The organism is Pseudomonadales bacterium, assembly GCA_041395665.1.
Taxonomy (GTDB): Bacteria; Pseudomonadota; Gammaproteobacteria; order Pseudomonadales; family UBA7239; genus UBA7239.
In genome coordinates this window covers 84339-102199 of sequence record JAWLAB010000006.1, presented here as the reverse complement: position 1 = coordinate 102199, position 17861 = coordinate 84339, and the positions used below count along the sequence as shown (strand labels likewise).

Here is a 17861-nt window from a genome sequence, read left to right as displayed (position 1 = left end):
ATCTACCGACAAAGTGTGCTGTATCACACCTGTACGCGATGCCAGTCTTTCACCCATGCAGGAGAAATGTTGGCGTTGGGTGGGCGAATCCGGCAGCGCAAAAAAGTATCACCGCGCAAGCTATCATGGATTTACCGCTGAAAAGCACAACGATCAGCAGTAAAACTTTTTTGTCGGCAAATCGCCAAAAAATGGCGATGATTTTCAAAACCCCATGGCGACTTTCAACTTCGTCTTGCGCATCGGCTATCAAATCGCCGAACCACTGCGCGGTGTATTACGGCTACAGCAAAAAGAAGCCGAGACAGAAACTATTCGGGTCGTCGGTTTTTACGTAAATCAACAACGCCGCGCAAAAATGCGGCGCTACGCACACGAATTTTCCGGCGTGGCATGTTGCAACGCGCCGCTATCGCTAAGCACTGGCGTGCAAACCACAATTGATCGATGAAACCGACCACCGCGCCGATGTATCCACGCAAGCAGAAGTGATGGCACTGTCTTCGCCTCGCTGGCATAAAGAAGAACAGCTCGCTATTTTATTTATCACCCAGGATTTGGCTTTAGTGGCTGAACAATCGGGATCGCGTGGCGGTGATGTATCGTGGTGAGATTGTTGAAACAGGTGATACACATGGTAATCACCACACCGCAGCATACTTACACTGAAATATTGCTGAAGGCAAGCAATCAAACCTATGCCGCATACCAGCAATCCTTAAATCAGCTCTGCAAGTTTAGTGACTACTTTATATTCCACGTCTTCTGCCAAATTAAAATGCTTCTGCTGCATTACTTTTAAGTTTTCATCCAAGCGGCGGTCGGCTTCGACCATACTGGATTTGGTTTCGGTGACAAAATACATCGTTCATCGTTTTCAAATACCACGGCCCAGTCGGGGTTGTAGTTACCTAAAGGCGTGGGGATTTTAAATTTATCAAGAAGAAGAAACTGCACGCGCTCATCCAGCGCACAGTCTCTGGCAAAATTATTTTCTGGCTCAAGGTCACTTTGCACACAGGCGTAAGCATCGCTCGCTGGCTGCATGTCACATCTACGGGCTGCGCTTGCAGCAGCAGGGTTTTATCCAAGGCGGTCGCTGTTATATCGTTGGCAGGCGGATAGAGGCTGCTTTGGTAAGTATCTACCGTTTCTTCAAACATCATTTCTTGTAACGCTTTCTCTCGCTGATTTTTTGATAATCATCGCCTGCCACCATTAAGGCTTGCAAGACGCGGTTATGGCCGTAACGCAAAATATCCAAGAAGGCTTGCGGGTTAATCAACAGCTCATCCAAGCGGCCACTTTTATCCAAAAATAATAAACAAGCGTCGTTGAGCGGGTTAAATGCACGCGGTTTTGCAAATAGCCATAGGCATCGGGCACATTATTATGTGCGTTGTAACTGGCGGCTTGTACATCACCAATGCCGCTTTGTACCGTTTGTACGCCTTCGTTATTCATCAAAATTTTGGCTTTGGCAGCGCGAATTTTGGGCGCTTGTACTTTTGGGAACTGGGCATAATCGGCCAGCAGCTCTGCGCACTTATCCACCAATTCATTGGTATTTAGTTTCACGCTATAGCGGGTTTGGTAATTGATTTTCTGCCAAATGGCGGCAAACAAAGCTTGTTCTTCGCTGTTTAAAACTCGCTTGCTGACCCGCGCTTTAGCTCGCGCATTTTTAATGCGTTTTTCAAATTTCACGCCGGTTTCATCTTCAATTTCTTGTTGCAATGCTTTAGCAAAGGCTTCGTAGCTTTCGTTAGGAATTACCGTTAGCACGTTGATGTGCTTGTCTTGCACTCGCTCGCCCTGTTGGTTTACCGGCAAGCGCAGGCCACGACCTATTTCTTGGCGTTTTTTCATCGCGCTTTGCGTTTCATTCAGCGTGCAAATCTGAAACACATTGGGATTGTCCCAGCCTTCACGCAGCGCCGAATGGCTAAAGATAAATTGCAGTGGCTCGCTCAAGCTTAATAAACGCTCTTTGTCTTTCATAATCAGCGAATAGGTGTCGTCGTCTTTTTTCGTTTCACCCGAACTATCCACCCATACGGTTTTTGCCGCCGCACCTTTACCTTTTTTATCCCCCGAAAAATAACCGTTATGTACTGCGTTTGCCGCATAAGGAATTAGCTCTGGATTACGTTTGGAATATTTGACAAAGGCTTCCTCAAACCACAACGCAAATTTGCCTGCTTGCTCATTGCCGCTCTCATCATAGCTGCGATAATTCGCCACTTTGTCGATAAAAAATAAGCTCAACACCTTAATGCCCAAGGGCTGCATCTTTTTCAGTTTGGCAAAGTGCGCTGCCACCGTGCGCTCAATTTGAAAGCGCATCACGTCTTTCTTTAGGCCACCTTGGCTTTCACCCACGCACAATATTCGGCCACCCGAAAACTCAATTTCACTGTCGCTTAAAAATTCATTAAGCACATAACCTTGCTGGTAAACATCACGTTCATTGGATTTCTTATATAAATCATCACCCAAGTTAATGGTTAGCTCTTTGCGTTTTACACCGGCTTTTTCATTCACATCCATGCGTACTTTGGCGCTCATGCCTTTAGCTTTTTGCTCAATGCTAAGCAGCTCAATAAAGGCTTCGTTATGGCTGGCATCGGCCTCTACGCCGTCCACCTCAATTTGTTTTACCAAACCTAAATCGTAAGCCTGCACAGGGTTTAAGGAATACAGCAGGTTATAGGGGTTTTTATGAGTGGCGGAATAACGCAAAGTGCACAGCGGATTTAATTCGGCCAGAGCTTTACGGCGAATATCGGTTTCAAAGTTTTGCGGTTCATCCACAATCACAATGGGGTTGACCGCTTTAATGTATTCAATCGGCGCAAAGGCGCGCTCACCCTTTTGATTAATTTTATTGTTGTCTTTGGTAAAGCTGTCGATATTAATTACCAACACCGAAAGCGCATCACTTTGGGCAAAATGTTTCAGCTCATTTAGACGGCTACTGTCGTATAACAGCGTGGTAAAAGGCGTATTGGCATACAAACTGGCAAAGTGGCTTTGGGTCACGGCTAAGTTTTTCATGGTGCCTTCACGAATCGCCACGCTGGGCACCACCACCACAAATTTTTTAAAGCCGTACTGCTTATGCAGCTCATACATGGTTTTAATAAAGGTGTAGGTTTTACCCGTGCCCGTTTCCATTTCGATACTGAAGTTATAGGGGCAAAACACTTCGTTGCCTTTATCCGCTTTTGAAGCAAGCAGTTCGTTTGATGCTGTTATGCCATTGGCTTGCTGCACCTTGTTCACATTAGCCAGTAGCTGCTCATCGTTGAGTAATAAGGCATTGCCAATACTGCCATCGGCTGCGTACTCCACACTTGAAGCCGATTGGGTTAAGGAAAAATCACTCTTAGCTAATGGCTGACCGTCAAACACCTGCACCACTGCATTCACGGCGGCGGTTTGGTAGTCCTGTTGTTCAAATTGCAGCTTCATTTCTTGCGCCATGATTAGCTCCTTAAATCACTAATAAATTAATGTTTAAGTGGTCAAGTTCTAGCTGTAAGTTGCTAATGGCTTCGTCCGCCTTATTGCCTGTAAAACAGGAATTAAGCAGAATCACTTGCGCAGGCTTGGCTTTGACTATTTCGTCTTTAAGTGCGGCTTGATACGGTTCGAAACACAGCCAAAGGTGCTTGTTATCCTCCTTCAATACGCGGTGAATGGTCATGCCGCAAGCCAGTGTTTTAGGCTTGCTCACCGCGTGCACGCCCAATGCGCCTAAGCCGTTTTTCAGTAACAATTCGGTGAGCATGGCTTGTTGAATATCAGATTGCGCAGTCGTGGATTTTTCTGCCTGCTGAAATATTTCCAACTGTTCACGCACAGCGTCAATGTCAGCCACATCACTGCGCCAGACTTTAAAATTGCTCGGTGCCAGTTTGAAATGGGCGCAGGCTAAGTCTTGGGTTTGCTCAGGCTTTTCAGCTTTTAATTTGGCAATCACTTTTTCAATACGAGCGCGGGTAATATCAGCAATGGTGCGGTAACCTGCTTTATAGGCTTCGGATTTTTCGTCTAATAGTTCAGGCATTTGCACGGAAATGGATTGGCGGTTGCCACCGTCTTCAGCGTTAAGCTCCATAACGGCGTGGGCGGTGGTGCCAGAGCCAGCGAAGAAGTCGATAACCAGTGACTCTTGATTGTCACAACCCATCTCACAAAGTCTTGAAATCATTTCTACAGGTTTTGGATAGTCAAAGAACTTTCCTCCCAAAAGTTCTTTTGTTACAAGTGTTCCTTTCTCCGTATTTGTTTCTTTATCCCACCATACAGATCTGCCATAACCCCAGATTCCTCTGTGCTAACAATCATAAAACTGCCGTTTTTCATTGGCTTAGCTTTAATGTTCACATTTATATTATCTAATGATTTTGCTTGCCCTAACGCCAAACAACATTGATACCTTGTGATTCTAATGGATGCAGCTTAATCCAATTATCTTTAGCGTCTAATGATATTTCGCAGGCCATTTTCATCTACTTTTTGATTTATATAAAACGGATAATATAAGTTAGCCTATTTTCTTTATTGAATTTAACGTTTCTATTTCTTAGCTCTTAACTCAAAAACCCGCCAATTCCCATCGAAATGTTTTAAACTCATTAGCACTGTCTTCTATAAGGTTAAGCTCCAATGATTCTGACTTGGAATAGGCAAGGATGTAATCATGCATTCTAGCCACACCACCATAATCCCTACCCGGGATTGCCTACAACAGCTATCTGTCCAACAAAAAATTCTCCGCCCCAAACACTTCATCACACAGCAACTTTAAAATTGGCCTGCTCGTTATCATCAATCGAAATAAAATCAGCCATCATCACGCAGAAGATTTCAAAGCAAATACAAGTGGGATACATCATCGACAACCAAGCGCTGTGGTATTGGCCGCTTTCAAGCGTTCTTTTCCATAGGCTTTGTTTGTTTAAAAAGCCATGCTCGTTTTTCCGCCTGTGCGTTTTAGGTATTCATCCAATAGCGTTTCAGAATAATCATCGGGGTAAACAAAGCTATCGTTACCCGTATTGTACGGCGGGTCGATATAAATCATTTTTACTTTGCTATGATAGCTTTTTTGCAGCACGCGCAGCACTTCAAGGTTCTCACCTTCAATCAGCATGTGCTGGGTCAAGCGGGGTTATTGGGGCTGTGGGCAGTAAGGTGCTGGATTTTTTTTGAATTTCGCGGCGTTGCGCTTTTGCCAGCCCAATTCAGTTCGTAATGCTCCGCTGAATTGGCAATCTCTCCTTCCAGCAGAGCTTTGAGCTTTTCAAGGTTGAAGCTTTTCGGTTATCGGAAATGCTTCTGGGGCAGTTTGGCCTAGGAGTTTGAGGAGTTCCGCCTTACGCTCGACAAGTGCATCCGCACTAAAACCAATATCAATTAGCGATTCTGTGTTCTGTGTTCTGTGTTCTGTGTTCATGATTATAAATCCTAATTTTTTATTTTGAAAATAATTATCAGAAGTTTTAACGCATTTTTTTTATACAAAAAATATCAATCAATCGCGGATGAATAAAAATTTTTTCTTTACCTATTTGCCTCTCTTGCAACACACCAATACTCGCCAAAGCTTTCAAGTATTTTGAGGCTGACTGACGGTGCGCAATACCCGCATCCACCAAATTACCTATACGGCAGTACGGCTGAGTAAAAATAATCTCCACCAGTTCTCTGCTGTAAATTTTTGGCAGCTTTTGCTGCACTTGGCGCACTGTTTCTTGTTCCAACAAACGGATGGCAGCAATTTTAGCCGTTGTCCATTGCGCCGTTTCTTGTACGCCCTGCAGCATATACAAAAGCCACGCCTCCCACGCCTGCTCTCGCGTCACAGCCAACAACAAACGGTAGTAATCGGCCTTGTGCGTAATAATGTAGTGGCTCAGATAAAGAATGGGCAAACTTAATAAACCCTGTTCGATCAAGTACAAGCTATTCAATATGCGACCCGTACGCCCGTTGCCATCTAAAAATGGATGGATCGCTTCAAATTGATAATGCCCAACAGCCATGCGCACTAATGGATCCAATGCCTGCGCATCGTCATGCAAAAACTTCTCCCAATTCACCAACAAATCACGAACGACTTTTTCTCCAGCAGGTGGCGTATAAATCACCTCGCCTGTCATTTGGTTTTTCAATGCAATGCCAGACACACTGCGGATATCCATATCGACATCTTTTATACGGCTACAGATTTCCACCGCTGTTGCTGTACAAAGAGGCCTGCGCTCTAAAGACTTAAACCCCTCTGCCAATGCCGCCCGATAGCGCAACGCTTCCTTGGTGGCAGCGTCCACTTGCCCGCTCTCACTATCAGCGTATTGAAACAACCTGTCTGTCGTCGTGACGATATTTTCTATTTCTGAACTATCCCTTGCTTCTAATAAGGGGATGATATTGATCAGCATTGCTTGATTAGGAATAAGCTCCGCAGCCTGCTTGAGTTCAGCTAGAGCTGCGCGTGCCGTAATACACTGTTTTAGAACCGCTTTTGTTTCCAGCTCTACGCCAAGCGGAGGCAGCAGTGGCATTGCATTCCACGGCTGGTCTGGTCGCCATTTTGGCTGGCTAGCATCCTGCGTCATGTTGATGTTTTCCATTTTTTTCGACAGAAATGAAGCTTATGTCGATAGCGAGGACGCGTCAACAATATATGTCGATTTTTTGCCACTACATCAACACAAGCAATGCCTTATGCGTGCTACCTTAGCCGCTAGGCACTCACTCGATTTATCTCAAACACTATGGATCATCTGCTGCGCGTAGAAAACATCCACAAACACTTCGGCAAAGCCGCTGTGTTGCAAGATATCAATCTGCACATTTCTTGCGGCGAAATTTTTGGTCTGGCTGGTGAATCCGGTTCTGGCAAATCGACACTGGCGCAATGCATAGCAGGGCTGCATCACTACGACAACGGCACTATTTTTCTGAACGATCAAACATTGGCTTCACGGCGCAGCGCCAAAGAATTTCAGCAGCAGGCGCAGCAGATTCAGATGATTTTTCAGGATCCGCTTTCCTCCATCAATCCGCGTTTAACCATCGCCGATATTTTGTTGGAGCCCTTGCGTTTGAACCAAATCGGCACTGCTGATGAACAACGCCAAACAGCGCAATGGTGGATGGAGCGCATCGGACTGCACGCAGAAGATTTGCAGCGTTATCCGCACAGTTTTTCTGGTGGGCAGTTGCAGCGCATCGGTATCGCACGCGCTTTAATCAACAAACCGCAATTATTGATTTGTGATGAACCTGTCTCGGCACTGGATGTCACCACACAAGCGCAAATCATCGCGCTGTTGATTGAACTGCGTAGAGAGTTGGGGTTGACGCTGCTATTTATCAGTCACGATTTAGCGATGATGCGAAAATTGTGTGATCGCATTGCGGTGATGCAGCACGGCAAAATTGTCGAGCAAGGCGACACTTCTGCCGTACTCAACCATCCGCAACATCCTTACACACAAAAATTGGTAAAGAGCAGCCCGCCTGCAATCACTTATGTTTCCGCACTCGACTCCACACCAAACTGCAACTGAGCCAAGCGCGCGTACAGCGCGTTAGTTTCCAGCAGCGTTTTATGACTACCCTGCGCGACTAAACGCCCACCATCCATCACCGCAATCGCATCCGCGTGTAAAACCGTTGCTAAACGATGCGCGATAATCACGGTCGTTCTTCCTCTCATTAAACTTTCCAGCGCGCGTTGAATTTGATATTCACTTTCCGCATCCAAAGCACTGGTGGCTTCATCCAATAAAAGAATGCGCGGATTTTTGAGAATGGCACGCGCAATCGCAATACGCTGTCGTTGACCACCTGAAAGCTTCGCGCCTTTTTCACCGAGATCGGTTTTATAACCCTCTGGCAACTGCATAATAAAATCATGCGCATAAGCAGCTTTTGCCGCAGCAATCACTTCTTCTTCACTGGCATCTGGCTTGCCGTAACGAATATTGTGCAATACATCGGCAGAAAACAATGCAGGTTGTTGCTGCACCACTGCCAACTGTTGGCGCAAATCTTGTGGCGATAACTGACGAATATCGACATCGCCCAACAAAACGCGCCCCTGCTGTGGATCATAAAATCGCTGCAACAATTCCAATACCGTGGATTTTCCTGCACCCGAAGGCCCGACGAGTGCCAACACTTTTCCCTGCGGAATTTGCAATGAAAAATCTGCCAGTGCGCGCTGTTCTAAACGCGAGGGATACGAAAAATTAACATTTTCAAAAGCCAGCGCAGGTGAAAGGTTACCTGCCTGTTGCACAGCTAATTCTGGCGCTTGAATCAAACTGTTTTCTTGCATCAATTCCATTAAACGATCGGTTGCACCTGCTGCGCGCAATAACTCGCTATACACTTCAGACAGCGTTGCTACACCCACAGCCGCCATCACGGCATACACAATAAATGCGCCTAAATCACCGCCTGTCATGCGCCCGTGTATCACATCGCCACCTCCCACCCACAACATGGATGACAGCGCGACAAACACCAACAGAATCACCAGTGCCATCAACACAAGCACGCTGTAAAACACGCGATGCTGCGCCACAACAAATGCAATGTCGCTCTACTTCTGCAGAAAAAGCTTTTTGCTCTTGCTGCTCGCGTGTGTAACTTTGCACCGTTTTTATTTGTTGAATAATTTCACTGGCGTAAGTGCCGACATCGGCAATCGAATCTTGACTGTCGCGCGATAAACGACGCACGCGTTTGCCCAACAACAAAACTGGCAGCAACACCGCTGGTACGCACACCAACACTACCAAGGACAATTTGATATTGGTGACAAACAACATCACCAGCGAACCGATAACGGAAATCGCGCTGCGCAAGGCCATTGAAAACGAAGAGCCAATAATCGATTGCAGCAGCGTGGTGTCTGTGGTGAGGCGCGACATAATGTCGCCACTGCGATGCTCTTCAAAAAAACCTGGGTGCAGGCTCACGATATGATCAAACACTGTGCGACGAATATCGGCACTGACGCGTTCGCCCAACCACGATACTAAATAAAAGCGCACAAAAGTGCCCGCTGCCATCAACACGGCGATCAACAACAAAAACCCAATCGCCCAGTTGAGTTGTTCCAGTGATTGCTGTGCGAATCCGCGATCAATCACCAAACGCACGCCTTGCCCAATCAACAACATCACACCCGAAGTAAATAACAGCGCGCACAAAAACACCGCCACCGTGCCTTTGTAGGGTTTGAGAAATTGAAGCAAACGCATCAGCGTTGATATTTTTTTAGGATTGTTCTGCATCGCATTTACCTTATTTTGCACCATAAAAAAACGCAGCCGAAGCTGCGTTTTTGCTGAGTTGATAAAACAACTCACACCATGCCATGCAACCAAAAACTCATCACGCCGACATAAAGCGCAATGAGAGCAATGGCTACCAATGCGTCAGCACAACCATCTTCTTCACATCCACAGTTTTTTTCTTCGTGTTGAGCCATGGTAAAACCCTCAATCAGTTAGGGAGCAGATGCTTAACGCCGTCACGCTCTTCGCAGAGCTCTTTTTCGGTCAGTTTCATTTTTTCGCGCGAGAAATCAGAAATTTCTAAGCCTTGCACGATTTCCCAATCACCGTTTTTGCAAACGCAAGGGAAAGAGTAAATCAAACCTTTTTCGATGCCGTAAGAGCCATCGGAATACACGCCCATAGACACCCAATCACCTTCTGCAGTGCCTGTTGCCCAGCTGCGCATATGATCAACCGCTGCATTCGCTGCAGAAGCAGCAGAAGAAGCACCGCGCGCTTTGATAATCGCCGCACCGCGCTGTTGTACGGTAGGAATGAAATCAGTTTCGTACCAGTTGCGGTCAACCAAGGGCTCTGCTGCTTTGCCATCGACCAAGGCTTTGGAGATGTCTGGATACTGTGTCGCGCTGTGGTTGCCCCACACGATGATTTTTTTCACATCGTTGACAGTTTTGCCTGTTTTGGTTGCCAGTTGCGACATAGCGCGGTTGTGGTCCAAACGCATCATGGAAGTAAATTGGCGCGGGTTGATTGAAGGCGCATTGCGCTGAGTAATCAAGGCATTGGTGTTGGCAGGATTGCCGACAACCAACACTTTGATGGATTTTTTCGCCACGGTATCAATGGCTTTGCCTTGTACCGAGAAAATCGCTGCGTTGGCTTCGAGCAAATCTTTACGCTCCATGCCAGGACCGCGAGGGCGCGCGCCAACCAGCAGTGCGTAGTCGGTGTCTTTGAACGCCACCATTGGGTCATCCGTGCAAACAATACCCGCCAACAGTGGGAATGCGCAGTCATCCAATTCCATCGCCACGCCTTTCAGCGCTTCCAGTGCAGGGGTGATTTCCAGCATCTGCAAAATAACGGGTTGATCAGGGCCGAGCATGGAACCTGACGCAATGCGGAACAACAGGGAATAGCTGATCTGGCCGGCAGCGCCGGTCACGGTGACACGAACAGGCTGTTTCACGATAGGAACTCCAGTGTGTGTAGTGAGGGAAGGAAAAACCTTTTGAGTTGAGCCGAGGGCAGGTATCACCCAAAATGCGGGACACATTATAGGGAAAATACACCAGCCGTGCGATCTGAAAGCCGCCTAACGCATCACTTCATGCTGTTCTTTTTGTGCACGCTGCCGCTGTGGGTTTACGGCGTGATGTGCGGCTCTACGGGACATGACGACTCGCACATTACTTTCTGGCAAGCGCACACTCTGATCGAACACGGGCAGCTGCTCAATTACAACGGCGAACGCCTCGAGCAAAGCTCCAGCTTGCTGCTCATACTGCTAACAGCGAGTTTGGCATGGGTCACATCGCTATCCATCGTCACGATAGGTTATTTGCTCGCCCTGTGTGGCGCATTTGCCACACTACTGATCGTTTGGAAAAGTGTAAAAGCCGCTGGCAGCACACAGGCGTGGCTGCCGACCCTGCTCACGGCATGCACACCCTACTTTGCCTATTGGGCATGGTCTGGCATGGAGACGGCGCTCACAGCAGCAGCCGCGCTATTTTTTATCTACTCAACTTATCGCTGGCTGCAAGCCTCTGACATTCAACACGCTGTCATTGCGTGGATAGCCGCACTATTTTTGGCAGCCGCACGCCCTGAGATGGTGGTAGTCGGCACAGCTTTTTTATTGTGCGCAGCGATATTTATACGCCAAGCAAAAATATTATTTTTACTCAGCGCGTTTGCTGTTTTGATGCTGTGGCGACACAGCTATTTCGGTTTGTGGTTTCCCAATCCGGTTTATGCCAAAAGTAGCGGGCTTGATTTCGCACAAGTACAGCGCGGCATTGATTATGCGTGGCGATTATTCCGCCATCCCTTGTCTGCCATTGGCGTTACACTCACCGGTATCTTGTTTGGTTTCAGTGTATGGAAAAACATTCAACAAAAATCACAAAATACTTTTCCACTGCTGTGCACACTTTGGGTTTTAATTTACGCAGGCTTTGTAGTCACCAGTGGTGGCGATTGGATGAAAGAAGGCCGCTTTTGGGTGCCGTTGATTGCGCCGCTATGGCTCGCTATTTGTCTGGCTGATTTTAACAAGCAAAAGCACATTTCTTTTGTGCGTTATGGACTTCTCGCTTTATTGCTTGCCTACACTCCGCTTTTTATTCAAAAGCTCAGTATGGGAACAACACTTTGGCAACACTCAGCGCAGCGCAACATTACCGGCGATAAAGCCTCTTTCTTTGAGATGGCCAACCGCGAACATCTGCGCGAATGGCTAGCACTGCAAGCATTACAAAATCAATTGCGCGCCATGTCTTTATCATCAACAAAACCACTCACGATGATGAGTAAACAAATGGGCATGATGAATTACCATTTATTCAGCGAATTTGGCAATAAACTGCGCGTATGGGATATGGCAGGATTGGTCGATAACACGCTGCGCAACTGCACGGTGATGGCGCAAGACGGCTTTGACAAACAAGGCCTGCGCATAAACTACCGCAAGTTTTTTGAGCGCTTACCGCAAGCAGAACAGGAATGCGGCTTACAAGCGCCTGATATTATTTACGACATTTACGGCTGGGGAGAAACCACACCACTGCCAGAGTTCTTGCGCGCACAAGGCTATACTATTCTTTTCAACCAGACGGGGCGCATCAACAAAAAGCCAGGGCTGGATATTACGGCGCAAGAAGTGGTGGCGATAAAAACTTCTACATTGAATGGCGCTGACATCAAAACCATCAGCGTCGATTTCAACCAGTTATTAGCGCAGTAAGGTTGCCGTCACTACACTCACAACTCACCGCGCGCTTTCATCACCAAGCGCACAAGTTGCGCGAGTGAGCGCGCTTTCATTTTATCCATCACATTGGCGCGGTGAATTTCTACTGTGCGCTGAGAGACATTGAGATCAATCGCCACCACTTTATTGGCTTTACCATCGACCACTTGTTCCATTACCTCGCGCTCGCGCTCTGTGAGCGTGCCAATACGACGCAAAACCTCCGCCTTTTGCAGTTTATCCACGCGCGCTTCTGCATCTTCTTGCAGCACCTCTCGAATCCTATCGATCAAATCCTGATCGCGGAACGGCTTCTGCACAAAATCTGCAGCGCCTGCTTTAATTGCTTTTACTGCCATCGGCACATCGCCGTGACCAGTGATAAAAATAATCGGCAGGATGCAATCCATTTGCGACAATTTTTCTTGCAACTCCAAACCACTCATCCCAGGCATACGAATATCCAGCACCAAACAGCCAGAGCGCGCAGGGTTATAGTGACTAAGAAAATCTTGTGCGGAGGAAAAACTTTCTGCTTTCAAGCCAACCGATTTCATTAGAAAAACCAATGACTCGCGTACGGCGTCGTCATCATCAACAACAAAAACGGTTGCTTCGGGTGATACGGCTGTTGTCATAAAACACTCCTTGATAAGTGACGGTCTAACTTTGAGCCGTTAACAATACCGTAAATGTAGCGCCAGCGCTTACCCCGTTATTGTTCGCAGATAAATGCCCGCCGTGCGCCACAACAATGGATTCGCTGATCGAAAGCCCCATACCCATACCAAATGCCTTGGTAGAGAAGAAAGGATCAAACACATGTTGCAGCGCTTCCTCACTTAAACCCGAACCGGTATCGACAACCGCAATACTCACCTGACCATCGCCTTCACGGCGCGTGTATACATCCACTCGCGCCTGCTCGCGCGGTGTACTTTCCATTGCCTCTAAAGCGTTACGAATCAAATTCAGAATAACCTGTTGGATTTGCACTGCATCCACACGCACACTTGGCATTTGGCTGGCGAGATGTAGCTGTATGGGAATGCCGTGCTTCCGCGCGTCCACTTCAGCCAATTGCACAGCCTCAGACACCAGATCATTCACATTGATTGACTCTAACTCCGACGCACTTTTTTTAATAAAGCTGCGCAAACGACGAATCACTTCACCCGCACGCACGGCTTGCGTAGCAATTTTATCCAGTGGCTCTTTCAAATCTGTGATTGTCGCCACACCACTATCAATCATGCGCGATGAGCCTTGCGCGTACGCAGAAATTGCTGCCAATGGTTGATTGATTTCGTGTGCGATACCCGCAGCCATTTCACCCATCGTGGAAAGGCGCGCCATGTGTGCCAAATGCTCTCGCGCATCCGCCACTTCTTTTTCTTTCGCACGCAATTCAATTTCTGCACGACGGCGATCGGTGATATCTAGCAGCGTAGCTAAAATCACATCGCGATTACCTATATGCACAGCCTTCAACATGACATCCAAATCAATTTCAGCGCCATCTTTTCTACAGCTGCGCCAAACAAAATACTGTGGCTTTCCTTGCTTAGCCAAATCAAACCGATTGGTTGTTGCGCGAACAGAGCCTTCATCGTACGGCTGGCGCTCTGGTGAGAAATCTACAATTTTTTTGCCAACGATTTCTTCTTTGTCATAGCCAAGCAATTGTAAAACCTGATCATTACACTCTTCGATATGATCACTAATCACCATTACGCCTTCATTGGCGTTATCAAATAGCGTGCGATACTTTGATTCATTTTCTTCAAGAGTATCGATCAATGGCTTAGTAATTTTTTGCAACAACAAAATACCGATAACGATGATAAAAAATGTACCAAGTGCAGCATAAAGAGCAATATAAATAAATGGCTTTCTCACTTCAGCCGCATCAATCTTCACTACCACACCCAAGTTCATGTTCTCAACCGGCACAAAGGCCGCCAAAACATATACATTTCTATAATCCTTCACATACATAACACCGGAGTGACCATCCAAGGCCAAACGCATAGCCTGAGTGCGTGAATCATCTTCGCGCATAACCAAGGGGGCATCTGTAGTAAAACGATATGGCGAGACAAAATGTATTTCGTTGTCATCTCGGTATGCAAACAGCATTTCACCACTGTCTGTAATTACAGGATTACGCGCCAATGTTTGACGAATATGCTCTAACACCAAATCTGGAGGCGCAGTTGTTTGTTGTGTTTTTTCAGGCACCAGCTCCATGACTGACTGCAGCATGCTGGCTTGATGCTCGGCATAGCTCATCATCATGCGCTTATTTTGTTCATTGACCGACATAAACAAAACAAAAACTGTGATACCCAAAACCATCACCGCCACACTGGACATCACCAGTGTGAGCAAAAGAACGCGGCGACGATTCCTATTGCGAGTGCGCATAGCTATCCTTTAAATATTTTTAGCTATTTTTTTACCCCAAGCATTCACAATAGCAACAAAAAATACGGGCACAAAAAATATCACCAAAAAGGTTGAAGCCAATAATCCACCAGAAACACCTATACCAATAGCATTACGGCTAGCCGCTCCCGCCCCACTCGATAAAGCCAGCGGCAACACGCCAAATAAAAATGCCATCGAAGTCATGATAATAGGACGCAAACGCAGGTGAGACGCTTCTAAAACCGCGTCAATCAGTGATACACCACGGTCATACTGTTCGCGCGCAAATTCCACAATGAGAATGGCGTTTTTGGATGCCAAACCCACCGTTGTTAACAACCCCACTTGAAAGTACACATCATTCGATAAACCAAACAGTTTTGCCGCAATCAAAGCACCCAGTACGCCGAGAGGCACAACCAAAATAACGGAAAAAGGAATCAACCAGCTTTCATACAAAGCTGCCAAACACAAAAAGACTGCCAAGATAGAAACTGCGTATAACAAGGGTGCTTGTTTGCCAGCTTGTTTTTCTTCGCGTGACAACCCCGTCCATTCAAAACCAAATCCGCTTGGCAATTGTGCAATTAAATCTTCCATTGTTTTCATCGCATCACCAGAACTTTTTCCCAAAGCCGCAGTACCTTGTATCTGCACAGAAGGTGCACCGTTATGGCGCTCCAATTTTGGTGAGCCATAAGCCCAATGCCCACTAGCAAAAGCAGAAAATGGCACCATATCCCCTGCGTTGTTGCGCACATACCATTTATTTAAATCTTCAGGCTGCATACGCGCCGCAGCATCGCCCATGACATACACGCGCTTGACGCGATCACGATCAATAAAATCATTCACATAAGACGAGCCAAATGCTGCCGTCATTGTGCTGTAGACATCCGACAAATTAAGCCCCAATGCACTGGCGCGCTCTTGGTTGATATCCAATTGATACACTGGCGTGTCATCCAAACCATTCGCTCGCACGCGCATAACATCGCCTGTTTTTTTCGATGCCATTTCGATCAATTGGTTGCGTGCATCCATCAACGCCAAATGCCCATGCCCAGCACGATCTTGTAATTGCAAATCAAAGCCTGTGGAGTTCCCTAGCTCTTGTACAGGTGCAGGGTTAATGGCAAACACATTGGCTTCACGAATACCTTGGAAATGTTTTGTTGCGCGCTGAATGACGGCTTGCACAGATTGCTCTTTATCTTTTCTCTCATCCCAAGGTTTTAATCGCGTAAACATTTGCCCCATATTTTGCCCTGAACCAGCCCAGCTAAACCCCGCCACATAAAATACAGATCTAACGGCATCTTTTTCTTGCTCCAAATAATAATCACGCACCTTGTTCAGCACAGCCATGGTTTGTTCACGCGAAGAACCTACGGGTAGAGAAATCACATTCACGAAGGATCCTTGATCTTCCTCTGGTACAAAAGATGTCGGCAAGCTCACAAATAAATACGCAACAACAGCGATAATTGCTACGTAGGCAAAAAATACTAAACGAATATGTTTTACCCATTTCGCCACACCATTGCGGTATTTTTCTGAGGCGCTATGAAACATTCGGTTAAACCAACCGTAAAAACCGCGCGCTTTTTCTGTATCGTGTGAGATAGGTTTTAAGAAGGTAGCGCACAATGATGGCGTGAGAATTAAAGCTGTTAATACCGATAACACCATCGCCGCAACCATCGTCAAAGTAAATTGACGATAAATAGCACCACTGGATCCACTTAAAAATGCCATCGGAATAAACACAGCCACCAACACTAAACCGATGCCAATCAAAGCACCCGATATTTGTGACATCGCTTTATAAGTGGCCTCTTTCGGTGAAAGCCCTTCCTCGCTCATGATGCGTTCAACACTTTCCACCACGACGATAGCATCATCCACCAATAGCCCCATCGCCAGCACAAGGCCAAACATGGTCAACAAGTTGATAGAAAAACCCGCCACTTCCATCACTGCAAAAGTGCCAAGCACTACAACAGGAATAGCGATTGTTGGCACTAAAGTTGCGCGCCAGTTTTGCAAAAATACAAAAATAACGAGAAACACGAGCACGATTGCTTCGAGCAGTGTTTTAACCACTTCCTCAATAGAAATTTGAATAAAGGGAATCATGTCATAGGGATAATTCACCTCGATACCTTGAGGAAAATAGGGAGAAAGCTCCTCTATTTTTTTCCTTACACCTTCCGCCGTTTCTAATGCATTAGCACCAGGCGTTGGAGTAATCGCCAATGCCGAAGCCGGTGAACGATTGTAGGAGCCGATAACGCTGTAACTATCTGCGCCGCGCTCAACGCGAGCCACATCTTTTAAACGCACTTGTGAACCATCGGCATTAACGCGCAACAGAATATCGCCAAATTGCTCTGCCGTTTGTAACCGGCTCTGCGCCATGATCGTGACATTCAATCGCTGCCCTTCCACAGTCGGCGAACCACCCAACTGCCCTGCTGCCACCTGCACATTTTGCGCCTTGATCGCCTGTATCAAATCCACTGGGGTTAAATTAAGTGCGTGTAATTTTTCAGGCTGCATCCAAATACGCATTGCGTATTGCGTACCCAATAAATTAACTAAACCAACGCCGTTGACGCGTGAAATAGGATCCTGCAAATTCGATGCAATAAAATCACCGAGATCTACACTCTGCATGCTGCCATCCGTCGATGAAACCGTCATCACCATCAAAAAACTTCGACTGGCTTTGGCCACCTGCAAACCCTGCTGCTGCACTTCTGGCGGCAACATACGCATCGCTAATTGCAATTTATTTTGCACTTGTACCTGTGCGATATCAGGATCCGTTCCTTGAGACATAGTCAGCGTAATGCTTGCACGACCTGAATCACTACTATTCGACGAAATGTATTCCAAATGGTCGATACCATTCATCTGTTGCTCAATAACCTGTGTAACAGAATCCTCCAGTGTTTTTGCAGAAGCACCAGGATAACTCGCAGAAATAGATACTGAAGGCGGCGCTAAACGCGGGTATACGGCAATCGGTAACTGCGTCAACGACAATGCGCCAATACACATCACAACAATCGCTAACACCCAAGCAAATACGGGTCTATCAATAAAAAAATGGCTCATGCAAT

18 protein-coding genes are annotated in these 17861 nt (G+C 46.7%); 3 read left to right on the top strand and 15 right to left on the bottom strand.

Going from position 1 to position 17861, the window contains the following annotated elements:
• Window positions 1-49: 49 nt before the first annotated feature.
• Window positions 50-253 (bottom strand): hypothetical protein, encoded by a 204-nt coding sequence (locus R3E63_09215; GenBank protein ID MEZ5540102.1) that lies wholly within the window; start codon window positions 251-253, stop codon window positions 50-52.
• Window positions 254-440: 187 nt separating this feature from the next.
• Between R3E63_09215 and R3E63_09210 the strand changes: the two genes are divergently transcribed.
• The gene (locus tag R3E63_09210; GenBank protein ID MEZ5540101.1) at window positions 441-611 is read left to right on the top strand and encodes a hypothetical protein; all 171 of its coding nucleotides are present in this window, start codon (window positions 441-443) and stop codon (window positions 609-611) included.
• A gap of 107 nt (window positions 612-718) precedes the next feature.
• On the opposite strand, the gene R3E63_09205 is transcribed toward R3E63_09210, so the two are convergent.
• The 7 genes from R3E63_09205 to R3E63_09175 all read right to left on the bottom strand — a co-directional run bounded on the left by R3E63_09205 (window position 719) and on the right by R3E63_09175 (window position 6644).
• On the bottom strand, window positions 719-865 hold the full coding sequence (locus R3E63_09205) for a hypothetical protein (GenBank protein ID MEZ5540100.1): 147 nt from the start codon (window positions 863-865) through the stop codon (window positions 719-721).
• On the bottom strand, window positions 799-1047 hold the full coding sequence (locus tag R3E63_09200; GenBank protein MEZ5540099.1) for a hypothetical protein: 249 nt from the start codon (window positions 1045-1047) through the stop codon (window positions 799-801). The genes R3E63_09205 and R3E63_09200 overlap by 67 nt, the downstream gene beginning before the upstream one ends.
• A gap of 115 nt (window positions 1048-1162) precedes the next feature.
• Window positions 1163-1297: a hypothetical protein gene (locus tag R3E63_09195; protein MEZ5540098.1), complete on the bottom strand. Its 135-nt coding sequence runs from the start codon at window positions 1295-1297 to the stop codon at window positions 1163-1165.
• Window positions 1282-3486, bottom strand: coding sequence for a DEAD/DEAH box helicase family protein (locus R3E63_09190; GenBank protein ID MEZ5540097.1), 2205 nt, complete (start codon window positions 3484-3486; stop codon window positions 1282-1284). Before R3E63_09190 ends, R3E63_09195 begins: the two co-directional genes overlap by 16 nt.
• Window positions 3487-3496: 10 nt before the next feature.
• Window positions 3497-4333: a DNA methyltransferase gene (locus R3E63_09185; protein MEZ5540096.1), complete on the bottom strand. Its 837-nt coding sequence runs from the start codon at window positions 4331-4333 to the stop codon at window positions 3497-3499.
• A 633-nt stretch (window positions 4334-4966) separates the two neighbouring features.
• Window positions 4967-5161 (bottom strand): hypothetical protein, encoded by a 195-nt coding sequence (locus R3E63_09180; GenBank protein ID MEZ5540095.1) that lies wholly within the window; start codon window positions 5159-5161, stop codon window positions 4967-4969.
• Window positions 5162-5510: 349 nt separating this feature from the next.
• Window positions 5511-6644: a Fic family protein gene (locus R3E63_09175; protein ID MEZ5540094.1), complete on the bottom strand. Its 1134-nt coding sequence runs from the start codon at window positions 6642-6644 to the stop codon at window positions 5511-5513.
• A gap of 144 nt (window positions 6645-6788) precedes the next feature.
• On the opposite strand from R3E63_09175, the gene R3E63_09170 reads away from it, so the two are divergent.
• Window positions 6789-7586, top strand: a complete 798-nt coding sequence (locus R3E63_09170; protein MEZ5540093.1) for an ABC transporter ATP-binding protein — start codon at window positions 6789-6791, stop codon at window positions 7584-7586.
• Here the strand turns inward: R3E63_09170 and R3E63_09165 are convergent.
• The 4 genes from R3E63_09165 to R3E63_09150 form a co-directional block, all read right to left on the bottom strand.
• Window positions 7547-8569 (bottom strand): ATP-binding cassette domain-containing protein, encoded by a 1023-nt coding sequence (locus tag R3E63_09165; GenBank protein MEZ5540092.1) that lies wholly within the window; start codon window positions 8567-8569, stop codon window positions 7547-7549. The genes R3E63_09170 and R3E63_09165 overlap by 40 nt on opposite strands.
• Window positions 8475-9323: an ABC transporter transmembrane domain-containing protein gene (locus tag R3E63_09160; protein ID MEZ5540091.1), complete on the bottom strand. Its 849-nt coding sequence runs from the start codon at window positions 9321-9323 to the stop codon at window positions 8475-8477. The genes R3E63_09165 and R3E63_09160 overlap by 95 nt, the downstream gene beginning before the upstream one ends.
• Before the next feature lie 71 nt (window positions 9324-9394).
• On the bottom strand, window positions 9395-9520 hold the full coding sequence (locus R3E63_09155) for a hypothetical protein (protein ID MEZ5540090.1): 126 nt from the start codon (window positions 9518-9520) through the stop codon (window positions 9395-9397).
• A 14-nt stretch (window positions 9521-9534) separates the two neighbouring features.
• Entirely contained in the window at window positions 9535-10518 is a 984-nt protein-coding gene (locus tag R3E63_09150) for a malate dehydrogenase (protein MEZ5540089.1), read from the bottom strand.
• 141 nt (window positions 10519-10659) lie between these two features.
• Here R3E63_09150 and R3E63_09145 point away from each other — a divergent pair, with 141 nt between their 5' ends.
• Window positions 10660-12297: a hypothetical protein gene (locus R3E63_09145; GenBank protein MEZ5540088.1), complete on the top strand. Its 1638-nt coding sequence runs from the start codon at window positions 10660-10662 to the stop codon at window positions 12295-12297.
• A gap of 17 nt (window positions 12298-12314) precedes the next feature.
• Here R3E63_09145 and fixJ read toward each other — a convergent pair whose 3' ends face one another.
• From fixJ to R3E63_09130, 3 genes are read right to left on the bottom strand one after another with little or no spacing between them, the layout of a single operon-like run.
• A complete protein-coding gene (gene fixJ / locus R3E63_09140; protein MEZ5540087.1) occupies window positions 12315-12941 on the bottom strand; it encodes a response regulator FixJ in 627 nt (208 codons plus the stop codon).
• Window positions 12942-12966: 25 nt separating this feature from the next.
• Entirely contained in the window at window positions 12967-14730 is a 1764-nt protein-coding gene (locus tag R3E63_09135; protein MEZ5540086.1) for an ATP-binding protein, read from the bottom strand.
• A 9-nt stretch (window positions 14731-14739) separates the two neighbouring features.
• Window positions 14740-17856, bottom strand: coding sequence for an efflux RND transporter permease subunit (locus tag R3E63_09130; GenBank protein MEZ5540085.1), 3117 nt, complete (start codon window positions 17854-17856; stop codon window positions 14740-14742).
• Window positions 17857-17861: the final 5 nt, after the last annotated feature.